Here is a 24200-nt window from a genome sequence, read left to right as displayed (position 1 = left end):
GCACGTCCAGTTCTGTGAGGAAGGATGAGCAGCAATGCTTGTCCTCACCTTAACCAACAATGTCATTTATTTGATGTGATTTCTCCGGGAGAATCAGCAGGAATATGTCATGTTCTACTACCAGAAAAGGGATTTATCCGACCCGGAATGCTGATAGCTGGAACAGATTCCCACAGTTGTACCTACGGGGCTTTTGGTGCGTTTTCTACGGGGGTAGGCACAACGGATATGGCCAATATTTTTGCTATGGGAGATATGTGGATTCGTGTTCCAACGACTTTAGTATTTGAATTATCAGGTACTTTGCCCTTACATATTAGTGCAAAGGATATTATGCTCTTTCTCCTTGGACAGATAGGTTGCAATGGAGCCACGGGTAAAGTTATAGAGTTTAGGGGTAGCATACTAGAGCAACTATCCATTGATGAACGTATGACTCTCGCTAATATGAGTGTAGAATGCGGTGCTATATGTGGTTTGATTGCACAAGATGAGGTTACTCGTGAGTATGTATCCGATCGTACTCAGTTAAATTTTGATGATATTACCGCCGATCCAGATGCCGAATATGAAAAGGTCTATAAATTTAATCTGAGTAATTTAGAACCTCAAGTCGCACGTCCTCCTAAACCAGATCGAGTTGTTAGCATTAGACAGTTAGAAGATGTTCCTATCACTAAGGCTTTTATTGGCTCTTGCACAGGAGGAAAGCTTCACGATTTAGCTGAGGCAGCAAAAGTTTTAAATGGCCGTAAAGTGGCCCCTAGCGTAAGTCTTTTTATCGTGCCAGCATCTGCTGAAATTCGTCAAAAAGCTTTACAATTGGGTTACTTAGATATCTTTGAACAGTCGGGGGCTAAAGTTCTCAAATCCGGCTGTGGAGCTTGTATCAATGCAGGAATTGGAGTTTTGGATCGAGAAGAGATAGGTGTTTATGCCACTAACCGTAATTTTAAAGGCCGCAGTGGCGATCCAACTGGAAAAAACTATTTAGCCTCGCCCCGGGTTGTTAGTATCTCGGCAGTGAAGGGAAAAATTAGCGATCGGCTCACTTAAGAGTGTTCTTGAGGGGCGGGATGAATATTTGCAGAAAAGGTAAATCTCATCTTTTACTTCCTATGCTCTAAAACTTATAATTCCAGGACACAAAGCCCTCCATACTCCCCACACCAATTCATCCCACAAATATGCAACGCCCACTTAAGTAAGAAAGAAGAACAAAATAATTAATTCAGTAAAACTAGCAGAATCCTCTAATAAGCTGTTGTGGATTTAAACCACTCATTTGTTGTGTACCTAATATAAAGTACAATTCCTATTACTTCTAACTTCTGACTTGCTAAGGCGCATTTTAAATGCGTCTTAGCTTACTAGCCCCTAATCACTTAAGCAAATACGAGAGATAGAATAGCTGTTTTGTAATTAGTTAATTAATGATACGCCCTAACGCCCTAATGTTGAAGACTAAAATACAACCTTAAGATATTCTTTAGCTAAATCATATTGTCAAACTCTTTGTTATTCTAAACATGGAGAAATTTTCTGATATTCAATTGAGTTATTAATTCGCTGTCTAAAATTTGGAGATGTACCTAATTATACTTCAAATAACAGGAATTGTTGTTTGAGTTAGCCATTGCCTCCTTCCCCCATCAGACTCTAGTTCAGTAACAACAAACAAATGTTAAACATAATCAATAACTTTTCACATGGTTTTGTATTTATCCCGATAGCTATAGCTTGTAGAAAAAAGGGATTATTTTCATTATTACAAGATCGTAAATCAATGGCTCTTCAGGAAATAGCAGACATTCTGAATGCCAACATAGGGCATTTGCAAGTAGCACTAAGAATGATGCAATCTCTAGGTTGGCTAGCCAAAAATCAAGAAGAAGAATATTTTCTTACAGATAAAGCCAAAGTTTACTCTTTAATTCCTGAAGACATCATAGAATTATATAACTTACCTATAGAGTCTTACATACTAGGAGAAAAAAGTATTCCTCTTCTCAAAAGCTTTATAGAAAGCTCTCAACTGGGATGGAATATCAACGATACAATAGTAGCAGACTTCTTAGATGGAGTTCTCATTATACCAATTTTGCTAGCACTTCACAAGCAAAATTTATTAGTAGAGACAAAAGAAAAGCCATTATTTTCAACTTTAAGTCCCTCTATACGCCAAGAACTATCAGAACTATTTATTAGTAAAGGATGGGCAGAAGAATTCAAAAGCATTCCAGAAGTATCTCCAATATCTACTCTGTCCACTGTAGAAAAAAATTTGTGCTTGAGTGATGTAGGTAAATTTTTAGTAGAACGAGTATTAATAACTGGGACAACAGCCTCTTATACTCCGATGTTGTCTAGAATTTCAGATGTTTTATTTGGAGATAGTCAGGCTGTATTTCGTCGAGATGAACATGGAAGTGAAGGTCACGTTGATAGAACATTAAATGTAGTAGGGAGCGGTTTTCAACACCAAAAGTTTTTTGCAGATGTAGAAGAAGTCATTTTGAGTATTTTTAATCAATCGCCCTATTCGGAGCAACCTAAGTATGTTGTAGATATGGGTTGTGGGGATGGGACATTTCTGAAGCAGGTTTACGAATTTATTTGTAAGAAATCTGCGAGGGGAAAAGTCTTAGAAAAATATCCATTGTGCATGATTGGGGTGGATTATAACTTAGAATCTTTGCAAGCAACAGCATTAACCTTGGCAAATATTCCTCATTTGGTAAAGCAAGGTGACATTGGTAATCCCAAACAGATGATATTGGACTTACAAGCTCATGGAATAGATGATCCAGAAAATATACTCCATATTCGTTCATTTTTAGACCATGACCGTCCATTTATAGCCCCTGAAGATGATAAAGCAGCGGAAGAGCGTAGGCAGCTTTTATATCAGGGAGTTTATGTGGATCGAACAGGGGCATTAATTCCTAGCCATACCTTACTTCAAAGCTTTGTAGAACATTTAAAACGCTGGGCAGAAATTATTCCTCCTCAAGGAATGATAGTGTTGGAAGTTCATTCTTTGCCTCCAGAAGTAGTATCAATGTTTATCAGCGAAACTGAGAACCTTCACTTTGATGCTTACCAAGCATTTTCTGGTCAACTATTAATAGATGCAGATGTATTTCTAGTTTTGGCAGCAGAAGTTGGTTTATTTTCACGGAAAAAAGCTTTTCGTAAGTATCCAAAAATGTTACCATTGACCAGAATTACACTTAATCATTTTGAAAAGCGAGAATATCACATACGGTATGCAACTGTCAAGGATATACCTAATCTGTTAAATTGTGCCACGATTAATCAACCTGTGAGCGAATCATTGTTTCAAGTTTTATTGAAACAAACTCCAACAGCACATTTAGTATTAGAATGTCAAGGTGATTTAGTAGCTGCAATCCTAACAGAAACTAAAAATTCTACTGAGGTGCTGGAAATTAGTGAATTTTTAGTAAGGACTACTGTAGAAAATTGGCAAACCTTGGCAAAAGACTTGCTGGAATTTGTGGAACAGTGGGGAATAGTCAAACCAGGAATAAGAGAAATAGATGGATTGTTAAAATACCATGAAGCTATCTCAAGCTTTCAAAACTCAAAGTGGCATCAACCCTCAGTTTTAAAAGAAAAGCTCACAGAAAAAGTAGCTCTACACCAATTAGCTACATTAGAGCTATGTAATTTAATGGCTCCAGAATATGAGCTAGAAGCTTTTGCAGCACGTTGGCTTTTGCGTGTTTTTCAAGATATGGGTGTATTTCTCAGAGAGGGTGAAACTTATATAGAATCTGAGCTGATATCTCAGCTAAAAATCTCATCACGTTACCATAGACTTTTAAGTGCTTTATGGCAAATTTTGCATAAGCGTGGTATTCTGAAAATTGAAAAAGGTAGAGTGTCCACATTAGCAAGATGCAAGAGTTTTGCTATACAAAATGTTTCGTCTGAAGTTGCTGCTTTTTATCAGTATTTTTCCGAAAAATATCCTGCTCATTTACCCTGGTTAATAGTAGTAAAAAGGTGTCTAGACCAATATCCTTTGATTCTACGCGGTGAAGTTGATGTCAACGAAGTTGTGTTTAGAGATGGGGATATGGAGCTATTTGCTGGACTATTTCTAGGACATCCTGTTGCTGACTACTTCAATGAGTTGCTAGCAGATGGGGTTTGCTGGGAAGTAGAACAACGTTTGTTAGAAAATAGAGCGCAACCTATTCGGATCTTGGAGATTGGAGCAGGGACAGGAGGTGTTACAGGAATATTACTAGAAAAGCTAGCTGCTCATGGAGAGCAAATAGAATTCTGGTTTACTGATATATCTAGCACTTTTACACGTTATGGTGAAAGTAAATTCAAGCAGTTTCCTTGGGTAAAATATCAAACCTTTGACATAGAAAAATCTCTTAATGCTCAGGGAATAAAAACTGAAAGTTTTGATGTAGTAATTGCTAATAATGTACTCCATAACACAAAGTTAATTCATCAAACCTTAAATAACAGTAACTCACTATTAAATACTGGGGGGTTATTGGCACTACTAGAGTTTACTCAACCAATCGATATTCTTTTATACTTTGGAGGTTTGCTGCAAGGATATTGGTTATTTGAAGATCCAGAAAACCGATTAGAAGTTGGTTGTTTACTGAGCATACCACTGTGGCAAAAAGTTCTTAATGATTGTGGGTTTGATGAAATAATACCATTGGGATTACCCTGTGAGATGCACCATCTTTCTAAGACGAGAGAGTCTGTGATATTTGCTCGAAAACATCAAGTGCAGGTAACAACATTTTATGAAGAAATTCAACAAAACTTGACAGAAAATGGAAAACATGGTCAAACAAAAATTGATTCTCCTAGTATCACTGCATCGGAAAGTTCATCCAAATTAGAAATTCTTGAACAGGAATGTCGAAAATTATTAAAATCTCTACTGGGTGTTGAACGTATGGAGAGCTTGTCTGCTGACACACCACTAATGGAATCAGGAATGGACTCACTGGAATTGTTAGAGTTTCGTGCTTTACTAGAAAGAAAGTTTGGAATTAAGTTAAAGTCTACCTTCTTTTTTAGTTACAAAACTTTAATAGCAGTAACAGAGTATCTCTCGGAACGGGAAGATATTAATTTGAGTTAGTAGGACTAGGACTGAAAAAAAAACAACGTTTTCACAACAGGAGGTAAAATTTGAATGAATTCTAATCAGGGTGGTTCACTAGCAAGAATAGCAATTGTAGGTGTATCTTGCCGTTTTCCTGGAGCAGATACTAAAGAAGAATTTTGGCAGCTACTTAAGGAAGGTCGGGACTCAATGCAGAATCTTCCTTCAAAGCGTTGGGGAAATCTATTTAACTCTTTGAGCTCGGAAACAGATTTATCTATTCAACGTGGTGGTTTTTTAACAGATATAGATTTGTTTGACCCATCCTTTTTTAGGATTACTTCCAAGGAAGCGCAGTTAATAGACCCACAGCAAAGGTTGTTGTTAGAATTGTCCTGGGAAGCAATGGAAGATGCAGGATATGCAAGCGATACATTAAAGGGTAAATCAGTAGGGGTTTATGTAGGAGTTTGTCACTACGACTACAGAAGTTTATTAGAAAAAGGTTTAAATACAGCCGAAATAGCTCAAATTGCTACTGGTACAGCTCCAGCAACTTTTGCCAATCGCCTTTCCTATTTTTATGATTTTCATGGCCCTAGTTTGACGGTTGATACGGCTTGTTCCAGCTCTTTGGTAGCCATGTATGAAGCAGTAAATGCAATACGTCGTGGGCAGTGTCAAACAGCGTTGGTAGGAGGTGTGAATTTAATTTGCTCTCCTGTGAATAGCCAAGTTTATAGTGCCGCAGGTATGTTATCTCCCGATGGAGTCTGCAGGGTGTTTGATGCAGGTGCGAATGGGTTTGTCAGGGGAGAAGGAGGGGCAGTAGTTGTAATTAAAGATTATCAAAAAGCATTGACGGATGGTGATTCTATTTATGGGGTTGTTCGTAGTGTAGCAGTGAATCATGGAGGACAAGCCAGCTCTTTTACTGCACCAAATCCCCAAGCTCAGGCAGAATTGTTGGAACAGGCATATAGAGAAGCTAATATTGATATAGAGTCAGTAGGTTATGTTGAAGCACATGGTACGGGTACATCACTAGGAGACCCAATTGAAGTCGAGGCTTTAAATGAAGCGTTTAAACGGCTGAGTTCGAGTGGGAAGTTGCCTGCTAATAGTTGTGGTTTGGCCTCAGTTAAAACAAACATTGGTCATTTGGAAGGAGCAGCAGGATTGGCTGGACTAATCAAAGTTTTGCTGTGCATGAAGTATGCAACTCTTCCATCTTCATTAAATTATCATCAGATTAATCCTGATATTGAATTACAAGAAGGTCCGTTTTTTGTAGTGGACAAGCTTCAATCTTGGGAAGTAAAAATTGATAGGGAAGGAAAACCTTATCCACTTAGGGCAGGGTTGAGTAGCTTTGGTTTTGGTGGAACAAATGCTCATGTAGTTCTTGAGGAAGGAATAAATAAGAAGGAAGAAAGAAGAAAGGATAAGGAACCTTCAGTTCATATATTAACACTTTCAGCTAAAACAGAAACAGCTCTTTCGGAGTTGGTCAATCGTTATCAAAAATATTTAAACACTAATTTAGAATCAGAGTTAGCAGATATTTGTTACACTGTTAATTCTGGGCGAGTCCATTTTAACCATCGACTAGCAGCGATCGCCTCTAACAAACAGGAATTAACAGAAAAACTTAAGGAATATCAAGCTGGGGAAGCAACAGTGGGAGTCTTTACAGGGAAACTCCCCGAACGCATAAGAAAACCAAAAATAGCATTCCTATTCACAGGTCAAGGTTCCCAATATGTGAATATGGGAAAACAACTGTATCAAACACAACCTGTATTCCGTGAAGTGTTGGACAGGTGTGACGCGATACTAAGTTCTCAAATAGAATGTTCTCTATTAGATGTTCTATATACAGAGGCTCAAGACTCATCTCTACTAAACCAAACAGCTTATACTCAACCAGCTCTATTTGCCATAGAATATGCCCTATGTAAATTATGGGAATCTTGGGGAATTAAGCCTAATGTAGTAATGGGTCACAGCGTAGGAGAATATGTAGCAGCTTGTGTGGCCGGAGTTTTCAGTCTCGAAGAAGGTCTGAAACTGATAGCAGCTAGAGGCAGGTTGATGCAGCAATTACCTGCTGGTGGAGAGATGGTATCTGTAATGGCATCACATTCAAAAGTGAGGAGTTTCCTAGAACCTCACAAAGAAATAGCAATAGCAGCAATAAATGGACCAGAAAGTACAGTAATTTCGGGAAACTCAGAAGGGGTAAGAGCTGTTGTCTCTAGCCTCGAATCAGCCGGAATCAAAACCAAGGAATTACAAGTGTCCCATGCTTTCCATTCACCATTAATGGAACCAATGTTGGCCGAGTTTGAAGCAGTAGCCAAACAAGTAACCTACAATCAACCAAGGATACCACTGATCTCTAATGTTAGCGGTCAAAAAGTAGGTGCAGAAATAACTACTGCTAAATATTGGGTAAATCATGTGCGACAACCAGTGAAGTTCGCCCAGAGTATGGAGACTTTACATGAGAAAGGGTACGAAATCTTCCTAGAAATTGGACCCAAACCAATATTATTAGGAATGGGGCGAGGGTGTTTGCCAGAGGATGTAGGGGTATGCTTACCATCATTACGTCCTGGTATTAATGAATGGCAACAAATGTTATTGAGTTTAGGGAAATTGTATGTGCAGGGAGCTAAAGTAAATTGGCTAGGATTGCAAAATAATCATAACCCTCAAAAAGTAGCATTGCCAACATATCCGTTTGAGAGGCAACGATATTGGGTAGAGACAAGCCAAGACAGCAAAGATGTGTTAGGCGATCGCCAACAATTCAAAAATATTCACCCTTTATTAGGTAAAAAAATTAATATTGCAGGTAAACAACAAATTTTTGAATCTTTCATAGAAGCAGAAAATCCAGCTTACCTCAGTCACCATCAAGTATTTGGAACAGCTTTATTTCCAACAACAGCCTACTTAGAAATAGCTCTGGAAGCAGGGAAGAACCAATATAATACACCTCATTTAGCAGTGAAAAATTTGAGCATTGAGCGGGGGTTAGTGTTACCAGAAGAGGAATGGAAAATAGTTCAAACTATATTGAAACCCTTAGATAACCAAACCTATCAATTTCAATTATTTACTACTACTCAACAGGAAAAGCTAGACGAAAGACAGTGGATACTCCATGCGACGGCAGAAATACAGCCTGTAGGAAATGATTATACTATAGCAAATTTTGACAGAGAAAAACACTTACTGAAATGCACTCAAACCATAGAAATCAAAGAATATTATCAAAAATTTCAACAACTAGGTATTAACTATGGGAGTAGTTTTCAAGGAATTCAACAATTGTGGAAGGGTGAAGGAGAAACAATTGCTAAGGTTTCCTTGCCCAAAGAAATAGCAGCAGAAATAACTGAGTATAACATACACCCCGCACTACTGGATTCAGCTTTACAGGTAATTTTCAATGCACTTCCAGAAAGTACAAATGGGGATCGAACTTATTTGCCAGTAGGAATAGATAGATTTCAAACATACAGTACATCAGGGCTTTCTCTATGGGCATATGCCTCAGTCGAAAGCCTAGAAAACTTGTCTAGTAAAGAACATTCCGGCATTTGGAAAGCAAATGTTACCCTAAGCAGTGAGTCAGGAGAAATCATTGCTGAAATCTTTGGTCTTCGATTGAAACAAGGTAGTCCAGAAACTCTACTAGGAAGTCAAGAGAAATCAATCGCCAACTGGCTGTATGAGGTGGAATGGAGAAATCAAGGTCCTTTAGATGAGTTACCACCAAAAGAACCAACACCGAAGAATTGGTTGATACTAGCAGACAAACCAGGAATTGCTCAACAGTTAGTCAGCAAATTTCAATCAGTAGGAGATGTTTGTATATTAATATTTGCGGGTGAGAAATATCAGCAAATTTCTCCAGAAGAATTTACAATTAACCCCGAGAAGCTTTCAGACTTTGAGCAACTGATAACAACTATATCAGCAAAAGCGCAATCTATAGATGGAGTTGTGCAATGTTGGACTACTGAAGTCAGAGACGAGGAAAAAATAGAAGAGTTATCTCGACTGGGGTGTGAGAGTACATTATTGTTATTACAAACATTATTGAAAGGCTCCCTGTCTCAAATACCCCGGTTATGGTTAGTTACTTCCGGTGCTCAACTCGTACCTGCAAGTCATCCTGTTATACCAGGAGTCGCCCTATCTTCGGTATGGGGAATGGGCAAAGTAATTAGTTTAGAACACCCAGAGCTGAACTGTGCCTGCATTGATTTAGATCCACAGGAAACCATAGAGAATCGAGCTAATACACTATTTAATGAAGTCTGCTTAGATGATAAAGAAGACCAGGTAGCATGGCGAGGAGATAGTCGTTATGTAGCTCGATTGGTGGCTAGTAATCATTGGCAACCTAAACAAGATACTGATACTTCCACTCAAAAGTCTCTAAGTTTACGTCAAGACGCTTCATATTTGATTACTGGAGGTATGGGAGGTTTAGGTTTATTGATAGCCCGTTGGCTGGTATCTAAAGGAGCAAAACATTTAGTTTTGATAGGACGTAGTTCGCCAACTGAAGCTATTTTGAAGACAATAAAAGAATTAGAAACAGAAGGAACATCAGTGATGGTAGAAAAAGCTGATGTATCAGATAAGCAGTCTATGGCAGGGTTGCTATCAAAGTTCGATAATTCTTCCTTTCCACTAGCAGGAGTGATTCATTTGGCTGGGGTATTGTCGGATGGAATGATACAAAACCAGAGTTGGTCAAGCTTTGAGAAAGTTATGGCTCCGAAAGTCCAAGGTGCTTGGCATTTGCATGAACTGACTAAAAACTTGCCATTAGAATTTTTTGTCCTGTTTTCCTCTGTAACATCTTTGTTTGGTAATCCTGGGCAGATAAATTATGCTGCTGCTAATGGGTTTCTAGATGGTTTGGCAAATTATCGTCGTACTCTAGGGTTGCCAGGATTGAGTATTCATTGGAGTGCTATTTCTCAAGTGGGAATGGCTGCTGAAGGAGGTATAGATGTTAGGTTACAGCAGAAAGGAATGGGTTCAATATCTCCGAATCAGCTATTGGAATCTCTAGAAGTATTAATGAGTGGGAAGGTAAGCTCTGAGACTAGATCGGATGTAGCAGCAGTAGGGGTAGTACCTATTGATTGGTCGATGTGGCAAGAAAGAGTGGCTAAATGGAAATTTTTAGCCGATTGGCAGGAAAAATTTGCCACAGTTTATGAAACATCTAAGTCTGAATTTATCTTGAAATTACAGGCGACATCACCCAAAGAACGTTTCTCCCTATTGGTAGTTTATCTCCGTCGCCAAGTAGCTCTTGTTTTAGGAATCAACGATATAGAATCAATTTCATTAGAAACTGGCTTTTTTGACTTAGGAATGGATTCTCTAACTTCTATGGAGTTGAGGAATAAGTTACAAACCAGCTTAGACTTTTCCCTGCCATCAACTCTAGCTTTTGAGTACCCGAATATTCAGGCACTAGCTTATTATCTGGAAGAAAATATAATTCCATCATTAGACAGTACAAAAGTGGAATCTGAGATACCGGATGCCACTATATCTCCACCTTCTGTCGAATTAAAGTTATCAGAAAGCAGTGAGCCAATAGCTATTATTGGAATTGGCTGTCGTTTTCCAGGGGGTGTTGATAGTGTTGAATCTTACTGGGAATTACTCAAACAAGGAAAGGATGTTAGGACAGAAATACCTCAAGACCGATGGGATATTGATTTCTACTACGATCCCAACCCTAATGTGCCTGGTAAAATGTATGTTCGTCAAGGTTATTTTCTCGAACAACCAATAGATCAATTTGAACCAGATTTTTTTGGAATTTCAGGGGCCGAAGCTGCTAAAATGGAGCCTTCCCAGCGACTGCTTTTAGAAGTTACTTGGGAAGCATTGGAAAATGCAGGCATATCACCCAAGAGTTTAAAAAATACTAACACTGGGGTATACGTTGGTCAGATGTATAATGACTATGGAATAACCGCTGCAAAGTCATTACCCGAAAACTTAGCTGATTTTTATTTAACAACGGGCACTGTTATAAGTATCTCAGCAGGTAGGATTGCATACTTGTTGGGGTTACAAGGACCTACTTTATGTCTAGACACATCCTGTTCCTCATCTTTAGTGACATTACATTTAGCTTGTCAAAGTTTGCGTTCTAGAGAATCTAATCTAGCCTTGGTAGGAGGGGTGAATTTGATGCTTCATCCCAATACTACTCATGCACTTTGTCAAGGTGGAGCCCTATCACCGGATAGTCTCTGTAAAACCTTTGATGCTAGTGCTAATGGTTATGCTAGGGGAGAAGGTTGTGGAATGGTTGTACTAAAACGTCTTCAAGATGCTCTAGTAGATGGAGACAGAATTTTAGCAGTTGTTAAGAGTTCAGCAGTTAACCATGATGGACCAAGTAGTGGACTGACTGTTCCCAATCAACAGGCTCAGAAAAAGCTAATTCTTCAAGCATTAGACAATGCTAAGGTAGATCCATTAGATATTGACTATGTAGAGTGTCATGGTACAGGGACATCTTTAGGAGATCCTCTAGAGGTAAGAGCCCTCAATCAGGTTTATTGTCAAGGAAGAAGTAAGGAAAATGCACTGCTATTAGGAGCAGTTAAAAGTAATATAGGGCACTTGGAAGCAGCAGCAGGAGTAGCCGGATTGATCAAGACTGTGCTGGCACTTTATAATCAAGAGATTCCCAAAAATCTACACTTTAATGAGCCTAATCCCAAAATTGAGTGGGAAGAAATGCCAGTTAAGGTTTTGACAAAATTATTACCTTGGGAGAAAAGAGACAAATCTCGTTTGGCTGCAATTAGTGGGTTTGGAATGAGTGGAACAAATGCTCATGTAATTTTAGAAGAAGCACCAATACAAGTAAAAAATCTGGATTCAGAAGAGGAGTTAGAACGTTCGCTTAATCTATTAACTTTATCGGCTACAACGCAAACAGCTATGTCAGAATTAGTAAGTAGCTATAAAAATCATATTGAAGCTCATCCAGAATTAACAATAGGAGATATTTGCTATACAGCTAATACAGGGCGTACGCACTTTAACCACAGAGTAGCAGTTGTCACTTCTAACCAGGAAGAATTAGCTACACAATTACTAAATTACAAACAAGGACAGAAAGTACCTGGAATATTCTCAGGAGAAGTTCCTAACAATATAACTGCACCTAAAATTGCATTTTTATTCACTGGCCAAGGTTCCCAGTATGTGGATATGGCAAGGACGCTGTATGAGCAAGCACCTGTATTCCGAGAAGTTATCGATCGATGCGATACTTTCTTACGAGAGGAGTTAGAATATCTTCTAGTAGGAGCTTGGCTATCAACACCTAATGGGGTTATCTATAATACATCTGACTCTACTTCATCCCTACTAGACCAAACTGCTTACACTCAACCAGCTCTATTTGCTATAGAATATGCTTTAACCAAGTTATGGGAGTCTTGGGGCATAACGCCAGATATTGTAATGGGCCATAGCGTGGGAGAATATGTAGCGGCTTGTGTTGCAGGAGTATTCAGTCTTGAGGATGCTTTGAAACTGATAGCAGCTAGAGGTAGGTTAATGCAAAAATTACCTGCTGGTGGAGGAATGGTTTCTGTGATGGCTTCAGAATCGAAAGTGAGAACATTCCTAGCTTCCTACAAAGAAATAGCTATTGCAGCAATAAATGGGCCGGAAAGTACAGTTATTTCAGGAAACTTAGAAGAGCTAAAGGCTATTGTCAGTAGCCTAGAATCAGCAGAAATTAAAACGAAGCAACTACAGGTATCTCATGCTTTCCATTCACCGTTAATGGAACCAATGTTAGCTTCTTTTGAAGAAGTAGCTAATCGACTCACCTACAATCAACCAACGATACCAGTAATATCTAATGTTACCGGAATGAAAGCAGACGATAGTATGACTACAGCTCAATATTGGGTAAATCATGTACGTCAACCTGTAAGATTTGTTCAAGGTATGGATACGTTGAATAAACTAGGCTATGAAATATTCTTAGAAGTAGGACCTAAACCTATTTTACTAGGAATGGGGCGAGAGTGTTTACTAGGAACAAAAGGTAAGAAATTCTGGTTGCCGAGTCTGCGTCCAGGAAAACAAGACTGGCTACAAATATTACAAAGTTTGGCACAGCTATATGTGCAAGGAATAAATGTAGATTGGTTAGGATTTGATAAATATTATCCTCGTCAAAAAGTAGTATTGCCAACATATCCTTGGCAACGAGAGCGTTATTGGATAACAGGTATTCAAAAGCACAAACAAAGTAGAGCATCTATTCGACAAGAAACACAAGAAGAAAGACAAATACAAACGAATAGAAAAAGATCAGAAAGAGTAAAAATCCGATTGTCAAATCTGGATTTGGCTTCTGTACCTAAAGCATTTTTACGGAAGGAAAGACCAAAAAGAGAATTGCTGCAATTAACAGTTAAATCTACAGAAGAAAAAATTAATGTTCAACCACCAGTAGATGCTGCAAATTTTGAATTGTCAGCAATTAGAAAAGATGTCAATTTTGATCGAATTAAAGATACTCTCAAACAACAATTAGCTGATGCTTTGTATGTAGATATTAGCAAAATAGCAGAAGATAAGAAGTTTATAGACTTGGGTTTAGATTCAATCTTGGGAGTTGAATGGATTAATACTATTAATCAAAATTATGGTTTGGATATTAAGGCAACTAAGTTGTATGATTATCCGACTTTATTAGAATTCGCAGAATATATAGCTCAAGTATTGTCAAGTCAGGAAAAAACACCTGCATTTCCTGGAAAAAAACTAAATACTCAGTTAAACTTATCACAAATCAAAGAAACTCTCAAACAACAATTAGCTGATGTTTTGTATGTAGACCTTAGCAAAATAGTAGAAGATAAGAAGTTTATAGACTTGGGTTTAGATTCAATCTTGGGAGTTGAATGGATTAATACTATTAATCAAAATTATGGTTTGGATATTAAGGCAACTAAGTTGTATGATTATCCGACTTTATTAGAATTCGCAGAATATATAGCTCAAGTATTGTCAAGTCAGGAAAAAACACCTGCATTTCCTGGAAAAAAACTAAATACTCAGTTAAACTTATCACAAATCAAAGAAACTCTCAAACAACAATTAGCTGATGTTTTGTATGTAGACCTTAGCAAAATAGTAGAAGATAAGAAGTTTATAGACTTGGGTTTAGATTCAATCCTGGGAGTTGAATGGATTAATACTATTAATCAAAATTATGGTTTAGATATCAAGGCAACTAAGTTGGATAATCATACAACTTTATTAGAATTCGCAGAATATATAGCTCAGGAAATTTCTGATACAAGTTTAGGACTTGTTAGTGAGCAACCAGAAAGATTATTAGAAGGAAAAGAAAGGGAAAAGGATAAAGTTTTGCCATCTTTATCTGTGTACCAGGAATCCCAGGTAGATTCACAAGAAAACTGGATGGAAGAGTTCAACTCAATACTAGATCGAGTAGCTAAGAAAGAGTTACCTATTAAAATAGCAAATCAAATGATTAACAAATTAAAACAAAAAGCTAAAAACTCTGAATAAAAAAATCTTTCTGCGTTGTCAGAAAAAAAAGATTTATATCCTTACTTCAAAGAGAGTATTTTGGTAGCTACATTGAATGCCAAACTCAAGAAGTAATTTAGAAGATTCAAGATGTTGTGTATGTCTAAGTCCACTCACAACAAGTAAAAAAAAGCGATCGGCGACAACTATGACGATCGCTTATTCGGAAGCCCTGAAAAATACTTATGCTGTTAATCATACAGCTTTATTAATTAAAGAGGAGTAAAGCCATGGAACAAGTTGGGATTGAAGCAATAAGTGTATATGGAGGAGCAGCAAAATTAGATGTACGAATGTTAGCAGAGGCACGTCAATTAGACATGACTCGCTTCGACAATCTAATGATGAAAGAGAAGACGGTTGCTATGCCTTATGAAGATCCAGTTTCTTATGCAGTTAATGCAGCCAAGCCAATTATCGATAATTTGAGCGATATTGACAAACAAAGCATAGAAATGGTGATTACTTGTAGCGAATCTGGTATTGACTTTGGTAAATCTATAAGCACCTATATCCATGATTATTTAGAGCTGAATCGCAACTGTCGTATGTTTGAACTGAAGCAAGCTTGCTATTCAGGTACAGCAGGCTTTCAGATGGCATTGAACTTTATTTTGTCCCAAACATCTCCAGGAGCTAAAGCTTTAGTAATAGGAACTGACATATCTCGGTTTTCAGTTGCAGAAGGAGGAGCAGCTCTAAGTGAAGATTGGTCTTTTGCTGAACCGAGTAGTGGCGCTGGCGCAGTAGCATTTCTAGTTAGTGATACTCCTTACATTTTCCAAGCAGATATAGGATGCAATGGTTACTATGGTTATGAAGTAATGGATACTTGTAGACCAAATCCAGATTCGGAAGCAGGAGATGCAGAACTATCATTGCTTTCTTACCTAGATTGTTGTGAAAATGCTTACCTGAAATATAAAGATAGAGTAGAAGGAGTGGACTATGAGAAAACTTTTAATTACTTGAGCTTTCATACACCTTTTGGTGGTATGGTGAAGGGTGCTCATAGAAATATGATGCGTAAATTTAAAAAGTCTCAACCAATAGAGATTGAAGAGGATTTTCAGAGAAGGGTAATGCCTGGGTTAGTGTATTGTCAACAAGTGGGTAACATTATGGGAGCTACAGTGCTTTTATCCCTGGCTAGTACTATCGATCATGGTGAGTTCATCCAACCACAACGTATTGGTCTGTTTTCTTATGGATCTGGTTGTTGTTCAGAATTTTATAGTGGGATTGTTACTCCAGAAGGAAAGCAGATTCAAGCTCAACAAGGGATTTCAACACAGTTAGGTGATCGCTATTCTTTAAGTTTTGAAGAATATGAACATTTACTTGATTACAGTAGTTTAGTTAGTTTTGGAACTAGAAATGTTACTCTAGACTATCAAATGTTCCCCGGAGTATGGAAACAAATCGAAAACAAAAATCGATTAGTGTTGAAAAAAATAAAAGAGTTTCATCGTGAGTATGAATGGGTATAAACATTAAAAATACTGTTAAGGTTATTATTTTTTAATACTGGAAAAAAGTTAAACAATTTGATAATAAAATTTATAAGAGATGGGGTATTTTTATGACAAACTTAAATTTTGGCCGAGATTCGATTAAGAGCAACACAGAGGTAGTACAACTAATAGAATTGGATAATGATATTGTCCAAATTGTGATGAAAGATGAAGAGCATGGTAACACCTTTTCCCCTGGATTAATTGAAGGTCTCAAGAAATGTTTTGGTAGAGTCAATCAAAACAATAACTATAAGGTAGTAATTTTGACTGGCTATGGAAATTATTTTTGTTCAGGAGGAACAAAAGAAGAGTTAATTAGAATTCATAGACGAGAAATTAAATTTAATGATTTAGACTTTTTTAAGCTGCCACTAGAATGCAAAATACCAGTAATCTCAGCGATGCAAGGTCATGGTATTGGGGGTGGTTTTGTTTTAGGATTATATGCAGATTTTGTTGTATTAAGTACTGAAAGTATTTATACAACTAATTTTATGAAGTATGGTTTTACACCTGGTCTGGGATGTACGTTAATTATACCTGAAAAATTAGGCTCTCCATTAGGTCAGGAAATGATGTACAATGCCCGAAATTATCGTGGGGAAGAATTAGCAAAAAGGGGTATTTCTTTTCCAGTTTTATCAAGAGAAGAGGTACTAAAATATGCAAAAAAATGTGCAAATGAAATAGCCAAAAACTCCAGATTATCTCTAGTAACATTAAAAAAACATTTAACTTCAGAAATTAGAGAAAAAGTACCTTTTGTGGAAACAAAAGAATTACAAATGCACGAAATAACTTTTCATCAACCAGAAGTTGCGAATAAGATAGATGCTAATTATAACCAAAAAAATATTGGTATTCAGCGAGATAAGATAGGTAGTTATTTACAAAATCAAGAACAGGATAATATACAAGAATATCTACTAAATGAATTACAATCGGGTGAAGTTTCTTTAGATGATGCTAAGAAATTATTTTTAGGAATTATTGGAGAGGAAGGACAAGAAAACAAACAAAATCAAAAAACAGATTATACTCAAATCAACACCATCAATACAAATAATTCAGAAGATATATTGTCTCAATTAAGTTCAGGGAAAATATCTTTAGAAAATGCAAGAAACATTTTATTAGAAGTACCTGAATCAGAGCATAAAAAAGAGATTGAAGATTTTACCTCAGTCAAGAATGCAGATATAGCGATCGTTGGAATATCATGTCGATATCCAGGTGCAAAAAACTGGAAAGATTTTTGGGAAAATTTAAAGAACGGAGTAGATAGCATCACAGAAGTTCCCTCTGGAAGATGGGAAGAAAACAATTGGTATCATCCAGATCCAGAACATTCAGGTACTTCCTATTCAAAGTACGCAGGTTTTTTAGATGAAATTGATAAATTTGACCCTTTATTCTTTCAAATTACTCCCGGAGAAGTTCCGTTTATCGATCCTCAACAAAGAATATTTTTAGAAGAAGCTTACCATGCCATAGAAGATGCTGGATATGCTCCAGATTCTCTCAAGGGTAAGCAGTGTGGAGTATTTGTAGGAGCATCAAACAGTGATTATGCTAAGTTATTATCGATTTCAAAATTAGATACTAATAGACTGGCACTGACAGGAAATCTTGTCTCAATCATAGCAGCAAGAATAGCATATTTTCTTGACTTTAAAGGTCCTGTAGTAGTAGTAGATACTGCTTGCTCATCTTCATTAGTAGCCATTCATCAAGCCTGTGAAAGCATTCAACGGGGAGAGAGTGAAATGGCACTAGCTGGAGGGATTGTTATTATGCCTACAGCATACGGCCAGATAGTGTCGAGTCAGTTTCAAATGATATCTCCTGAAGGGCGTTGTAAAACTTTTGATGCTTCGGCATCCGGTACGGTGTGGAGTGAAGGTTGTGGTGTTCTGTTATTAAAAAGGTACGATCAAGCAATTCAAGACAAAGATCATATATATGGAGTCATTAAAGGAACAGGAATCAATTATGATGGTAATACTAATGGAATTAGCGCTCCTAGTAGCCAATCTCAAATATACTTAGAAGAGATGATTTATGATAAATTTGGGATTAATCCAGAAACTATCGGCTATGTAGAAGCTCATGGTACTGCAACACCATTAGGAGATCCAATAGAAGTTTCTGCTTTAACAGAAACATTTTCTAAGTGGACAAACAAGAAAAAGTTTTGTGCAATTGGTTCCGTAAAAACTAATATTGGTCATACAATATGGTCTGCTGGAGTTGCTAGCGTAATTAAAACAGTTTTGTGTTTAAAAAATCAAAAACTTGTTCCTTCACTACATTTTAATCAACCTAACCCACAGATTGACTTTGAGAATAGTCCATTTTATGTCAACACAGAATTCAAAGATTGGGAAGTTATAAAAGGCCAACCAAGGCGAGCAGCAGTTAGTTCTTTTGGTATGAGTGGAACTAATGCTCATATAGTTATAGAAGAAGCACCCCAAATTCAAGCCGAAACGTCAAAAATTAAAAGAGATAATGATATAAATCATCTATTAACTCTGTCAGCTAAAACGGAAACGGCTCTTGATGAATTAATTATTGGGTATCAAAATTATCTTCAAGAAGACAGTAATAACAATTTAGCAGATATATGTTACACCGCGAATAGGGGAAGGACTCACTTCGATCGCAGACTAGCAGTTATTGCCTCTAGTAAAAAGGAATTAAGGAAAAAACTGGATCTGCATCAAGCAAAAGAAAAAGTTGTAGGACTGTTTTCTAGCCAACTGTCTGAGGAGAGTAATTCCTCAAAAGTGGCATTCTTATTCACAGGCCAAGGCTCTCAGTATCAGAACATGGGACGAGAGCTGTATGAAAATTCATCAGTTTTCCGTAATGTTATGGATGAATGCAACGACATTCTCCATAATGAGTTAGAACATTCTTTACTAGAGGTTCTATATCCTGAAACTACAAATAATTATGATTCATCTCGACTAGATCGAACTGTTTATGCTCAACCAGCTATATTTGCCATAGAATATGCTTTAGCACGGTTATGGCAATCGTGGGGGATTGTACCCGATGTAGTGATGGGTCACAGTGTGGGAGAATATGTAGCTGCAACTGTAGCAGGGATTTTCAGTTTAACAGATGGTCTGAAACTAATTGCGACTAGAGGAAGGTTGATGCAACAGTTAAGTTCCTCTGGGAAAATGGTTGCAGTTATGGCATCGAAGGATGAGGTAAGTCCTCTAGTTAATATGTATAAAGGCAAAGTTTCTCTAGCTGCTATCAATGGACTGGAAAGTGTAGTAATTTCGGGAGCCACTGAAGCTATTGAAGAAATCATAAGTACCCTAGAATCTCGTAAATTTAAAACTAAATTTCTCCAAGTATCCCATGCCTTTCATTCACCATTGATGGAACCAATCTTGCCATCTTTTGAAACCATAGCCAATCAAGTAACTTACAATGAGCCTCAAATTCCATTAATATCCAATGTTACAGGAACCCTAGCTTCAGCGAATATAGCAACAGCTAAATACTGGGTGGAGCATATATGCCAACCGGTAGAGTTTGCAAAAGGTATGGAGGCGCTAGATAAACTTGGATATGAAATGTTCTTAGAAGTTGGACCAAAACCAATTTTGTTGGGCATGGGGCGGCAGTGTTTAAACGAAAATAGAAGGCTATGGTTACCTTCAATGCGTCCGGGAGTTCAGGAGTGGCAACAAATGCTCTCCAGTTTAGGACAGTTGTATGTAGAGGGAGTCAAAGTAGATTGGTTAGGTATAAGTAGGGATGATAATTGTCAAAAGACTGTATTACCGACATATCCGTTCCAAAAACAAAGATATTGGATAGAGACAAACAATACTAATGTCACTAATGGGCAAAAACAACAATATTTATCAGAAAGTGAAAACCTACATCCCCTCTTAGGTAAAAAGTTATATTTGGCAGGTTTAGAGGAGCAACATCGTTTTGAATCACAAATAAATACTTCCCAACCTCGTTATTTAAAGGATCATCAAGTTTTTGAAAAAGTGATAATGCCTGGTGCTGGTTACTTAGAGATGTCTCTAGCAGCAGCCTTGAATGTATCTAAATCCTATCAATTAGCCCTGGAAGATATAGTTTTTGAGCAATCGTTAATTTTATCTGATGAAGGACTAGAAACAGTTCAAACTATTCTCAAGCCACTAGAACACAAAGCTTACGAATTCCAAATTTTTAGTCAGCAAACAGAGGCAAATGAACCTCAACCTTATTGGATACTTCATGCCCAGGGTAAAATTAAACAACTAAAAATTAATCATGGTGCTCCTACTGTAGATTTGGAAGCCTATAAGGCAAAATGTACTCAACAAATAGATGTCAAAGAGTACTACCAACAACTCAAACAACAAGGACTTAGCTTTGGTCCTAACTTCCAAGGTATTCAAAAATTGTGGCGTGGCTCGAATCAAGCTTTAGGTCAAATTCAGTTACCCCAGGAGTTAGTTGAAGAAGCTTTAGATTATCAATTCCATCCTGCATTATTAGATGCTTGTTTTCAAATCATAGGTGCTGCTGTAGAGAAAAATAATGCCAAATCTAGCTATCTGTTAGTTGGGATAGAAAAGTTGACAGTATATAACCATCCGGGAATTAATCTTTGGGTTATTGGCTCAATAAATGAGTTTTCTAAGGAGAGTCGAGAGACTTTAACTGGTAAGCTCACTTTGTTAAGAAGTGATGGACAAACTGTTGCGACGATAGAAGGTTTACAATTAAAACAGATTACAGCTAAAACCTTACTCCGAAATGAATTCGAGTCTGTAGATAATTGGTTGTATGAAGTGGAATGGAAAACGAAAGCTCGTTTTGGTAAAAATATCCCACTAGAATACTTACTAACACCAGTACAAATTAAGCAGGAACTAGAGCCTACAATTAGAGAATTAGTGGCTCAGGAAGATTTAGATAGCTACAGGGAAATCCCAGATTGCCTAGAAAAGTTAAGTTTGGAATATGTGGTGCAAGCATTGCTGGAAATGAAATGGCCATACAATTCAGGAGAAGTCTTTTCTACAGAATCAGCAGTTCAAAGATTAGGAGTAGTATCTAGCCAAGTACGACTGTTTAATCGGATACTCCAAATGTTGGCAGAAGAAGGAATTATACAACAAAACCAACATCAGTGGCAAGTACAACAACCCTTAGAGAAAGTAAACCCAAATGAAACAAGCCAGAGACTACTCAATCAATATCCATATGCAAATGCCGAACTCAATATTCTGAAACGTTGTGCTACTCAATTAAGTGAGGTATTGCGAGGAACAATAGATCCAGTACAACTGATATTCCCTGAAGGAGATTTAAGCATTGCTACCAAACTATATACAGAGTCTCCTACAGCCAAGGTAATGAATACTATAGTGCAAAAAGCAATTACCAAAGCTAGCGCTCAATTATCACAAGTCCGAGGGTTGAGGTTATTAGAAATAGGAGCGGGAACCGGAGGTACAACCAGCTATATTTTACCTTATCTAGTACCTAATCAAACAGAATATGTATTCACCGATATTGGGACATTATTTACTACTCAAGCCATCGAAAAATTTCAGGAATATCCCTTTGTGGAATACAAAACTATGGATATTGAACTAGATCCAACAACACAAGGGTTTAAATCTCATCAGTACGATATTATTATTGCTGCAAATGTCCTTCATGCCACAACCAGCCTCAGTGAAACATTATCCCACGTCAGAAAATTGTTGGCACCAGGAGGAATATTGGTATTGTTGGAAGCAACGAGTCGTCAGAGATTGGTGGATTTAGTATTTGGACTATTAGAAGGATGGTGGAAATTCCAAGATGTAGATTTACGACCAGATTATCCTCTATTGACTACATCTAAGTGGAAGCAACTACTCGGGGAAAAGGGTTTTTCTGAAGTGGTTGCTTTACCAGAAATGGAAGAACTTTCAGGATTGCTATCCCAACAGGGAGTAATTATTGCCAAGGCTGACGAAACTCAACCAGAACTAAGTTCATCAAAACCACAACATTGGTTGATTTTTGCAGATGAAGAGGGAGTTTCTCAAAATTTAGCAACTCAACTACGTTCTCAGGGAGAAGTGTGTACTTTGGTATTTGCTGGGGAAGACTATCAACAGATTGCCCCTGAAGAATTTATAATTAACCCATACAACCCAGAACAGTTTGAGCGAATCGTGGCTCAAATAGCAGAGCAGTCCTCAAATTTGTTATATGGAGTAGTACAATGTTGGAGTTTGGAAGCAAAAGTTGGTAAAAACATTAGCAGTGATGAGCTAGAAAAATTATCTCAACTAGGATGCGGTACTACATTATCAATTTTGCAGGCACTGATAAAAGGAAATTTATCTGAACCACCGCGATTATGGTTAGTCACGCAAGGAGCGCAACCAGTACCTCAAACTCATTCAATAATATCAGGAGTAGCACAATCTTCGGTGTGGGGATTGGGGAAAGCAATAGCCTTAGAACATCCCGAACTAAACTGTGTTCGGATTGATTTAGATCCTCAACAGAGTGTCGAGAAAAAAGGAGCAACATTGTGGTCAGAAATATGTTCAGAAGATCGAGAAGATCAGGTAGCTATAAGAGAGGAAAAACGCTATGTAGCTCGGCTAGTACGCAGTAATTATACTCAAACGGAAAAGCACCTCAGTTTCCGTGAAGATGGTACTTATCTAATTACTGGAGGTCTGGGAAACTTGGGATTATTAGTAGCCAATTGGATGGTAGAACGAGGTGCAAAGCATTTGGTCTTGATTGGCCGTGGTACTCCCAACGATACAACTCGAAATAAATTGAGCGAGTTAGAACAAGCTGGGGCACAAGTAGTTGTAGAACAGGCCAGTGTGTCAGATTTAAACTCCATAATGCAGGTATTCTCTAACATAGATAAATCTTTACCATCATTGGTAGGAGTAATTCATTCAGCAGGAGTATTTGAGGATGGAGTGCTACAAAACCAGAGTTGGTCAAGCTTTGAAAAAGTCATGGCACCAAAAGTCAAAGGTTCTTGGAATTTACATCAATTGACTAAAGACCTAGCATTAGACTTTTTTGTATGTTTCTCTTCTACATCTTCTCTACTAGGTTATCCGCCTGGCCAAGGGAACTATGACGCTGCTAATGCTTTTCTGGATGGTTTAGCTCACTATCGTCAGGAAATAGGATTGCCAGGACTGAGTATCAACTGGGGAGTTTGGGAACAAAGTTCAAAACTTCTAGCCACTCAAGATCGAAGTCGATTGCAGGGAGTTGGTATAGGTGTTATTCCTATGCAGCAGGGACTCCAAGCATTGGAGAAATTTCTACTAAACAAATCTCAAACCCAAGTGGGCGTGCTACCCATCCAGTGGTCTTCTGGCTTGCTAAAAGAGATTGAATCACCATTCTTGGAAAATTGGAGGGAAAATACTCAGGTTTCATTGGAATCTCAACCGGACTTTTTGCAGCAGTTAAAAGCAGCAGCACCAACCGAGCGAGAAGAACTGTTAACAGCCCATGTTCGTCGTCAGGTTGCTCAGATATTGGGAACTTCATCACAACAAATTGATTTCAAACAAGGATTTTTTGATATGGGAATGGATTCTCTAATGGCTGTAGAGTTGAGAGGTCGTTTGCAAAAAAGTTTGGGGTGCAATTTACCTTCCACCTTAATTTTTAAATATCCAACTTTAAAGGCTTTGGCAGATTATTTAGTTCAAGAAGTGCTAGTTAAGTCAGATGGGGTAGTTAGTAATTTATACTTAAATAATTCAGAAGAACAGTTAGATTCCTCTTCTGATTTCCAGATGGAGGAAGAAGAAAAGGATCAGATTCTCAGAAAACTAGCAGAACAACTTGAAATAGATTAGCAGAAAATGCGGTCATCTTGACCGTCAATATCTCTAGATGAGTAA

Annotated in this window: 6 protein-coding genes; all 6 read left to right on the top strand. The window is 37.7% G+C overall.

Translation table 11 applies throughout. The annotated features are described in order from the left end of the window. Positions 1 to 24: 24 nt before the first annotated feature. Positions 25 to 1056 (top strand): 3-isopropylmalate dehydratase large subunit, encoded by a 1032-nt coding sequence (locus ACP6PM_RS23600; protein ID WP_426588964.1) that lies wholly within the window; start codon positions 25 to 27, stop codon positions 1054 to 1056. A gap of 625 nt (positions 1057 to 1681) precedes the next feature. After that, a complete protein-coding gene (locus tag ACP6PM_RS23595; RefSeq protein WP_426588962.1) occupies positions 1682 to 5149 on the top strand; it encodes an AprA-related methyltransferase in 3468 nt (1155 codons plus the stop codon). A 54-nt stretch (positions 5150 to 5203) separates the two neighbouring features. After that, positions 5204 to 14740 (top strand): SDR family NAD(P)-dependent oxidoreductase, encoded by a 9537-nt coding sequence (locus ACP6PM_RS23590; protein WP_426588961.1) that lies wholly within the window; start codon positions 5204 to 5206, stop codon positions 14738 to 14740. A 76-nt stretch (positions 14741 to 14816) separates the two neighbouring features. Continuing rightward, positions 14817 to 14987 (top strand): hypothetical protein, encoded by a 171-nt coding sequence (locus ACP6PM_RS23585; RefSeq protein ID WP_426588959.1) that lies wholly within the window; start codon positions 14817 to 14819, stop codon positions 14985 to 14987. Between the two features lie 4 nt (positions 14988 to 14991). Then, positions 14992 to 16251: a hydroxymethylglutaryl-CoA synthase family protein gene (locus tag ACP6PM_RS23580; RefSeq protein WP_426588957.1), complete on the top strand. Its 1260-nt coding sequence runs from the start codon at positions 14992 to 14994 to the stop codon at positions 16249 to 16251. 92 nt (positions 16252 to 16343) lie between these two features. After that, complete coding sequence (locus tag ACP6PM_RS23575) at positions 16344 to 24155, top strand: SDR family NAD(P)-dependent oxidoreductase (protein WP_426588955.1); 7812 nt, start codon at positions 16344 to 16346, stop codon at positions 24153 to 24155. Positions 24156 to 24200: the final 45 nt, after the last annotated feature.

This window comes from Dapis brunnea BLCC-M229 (assembly GCF_050015995.1).
In the GTDB taxonomy this organism is placed as follows: Bacteria; Cyanobacteriota; Cyanobacteriia; order Cyanobacteriales; family Microcoleaceae; genus Trichodesmium.
Note: the sequence above shows the minus strand (reverse complement) of the source record. Positions and strands in the feature narration are given on the sequence as shown.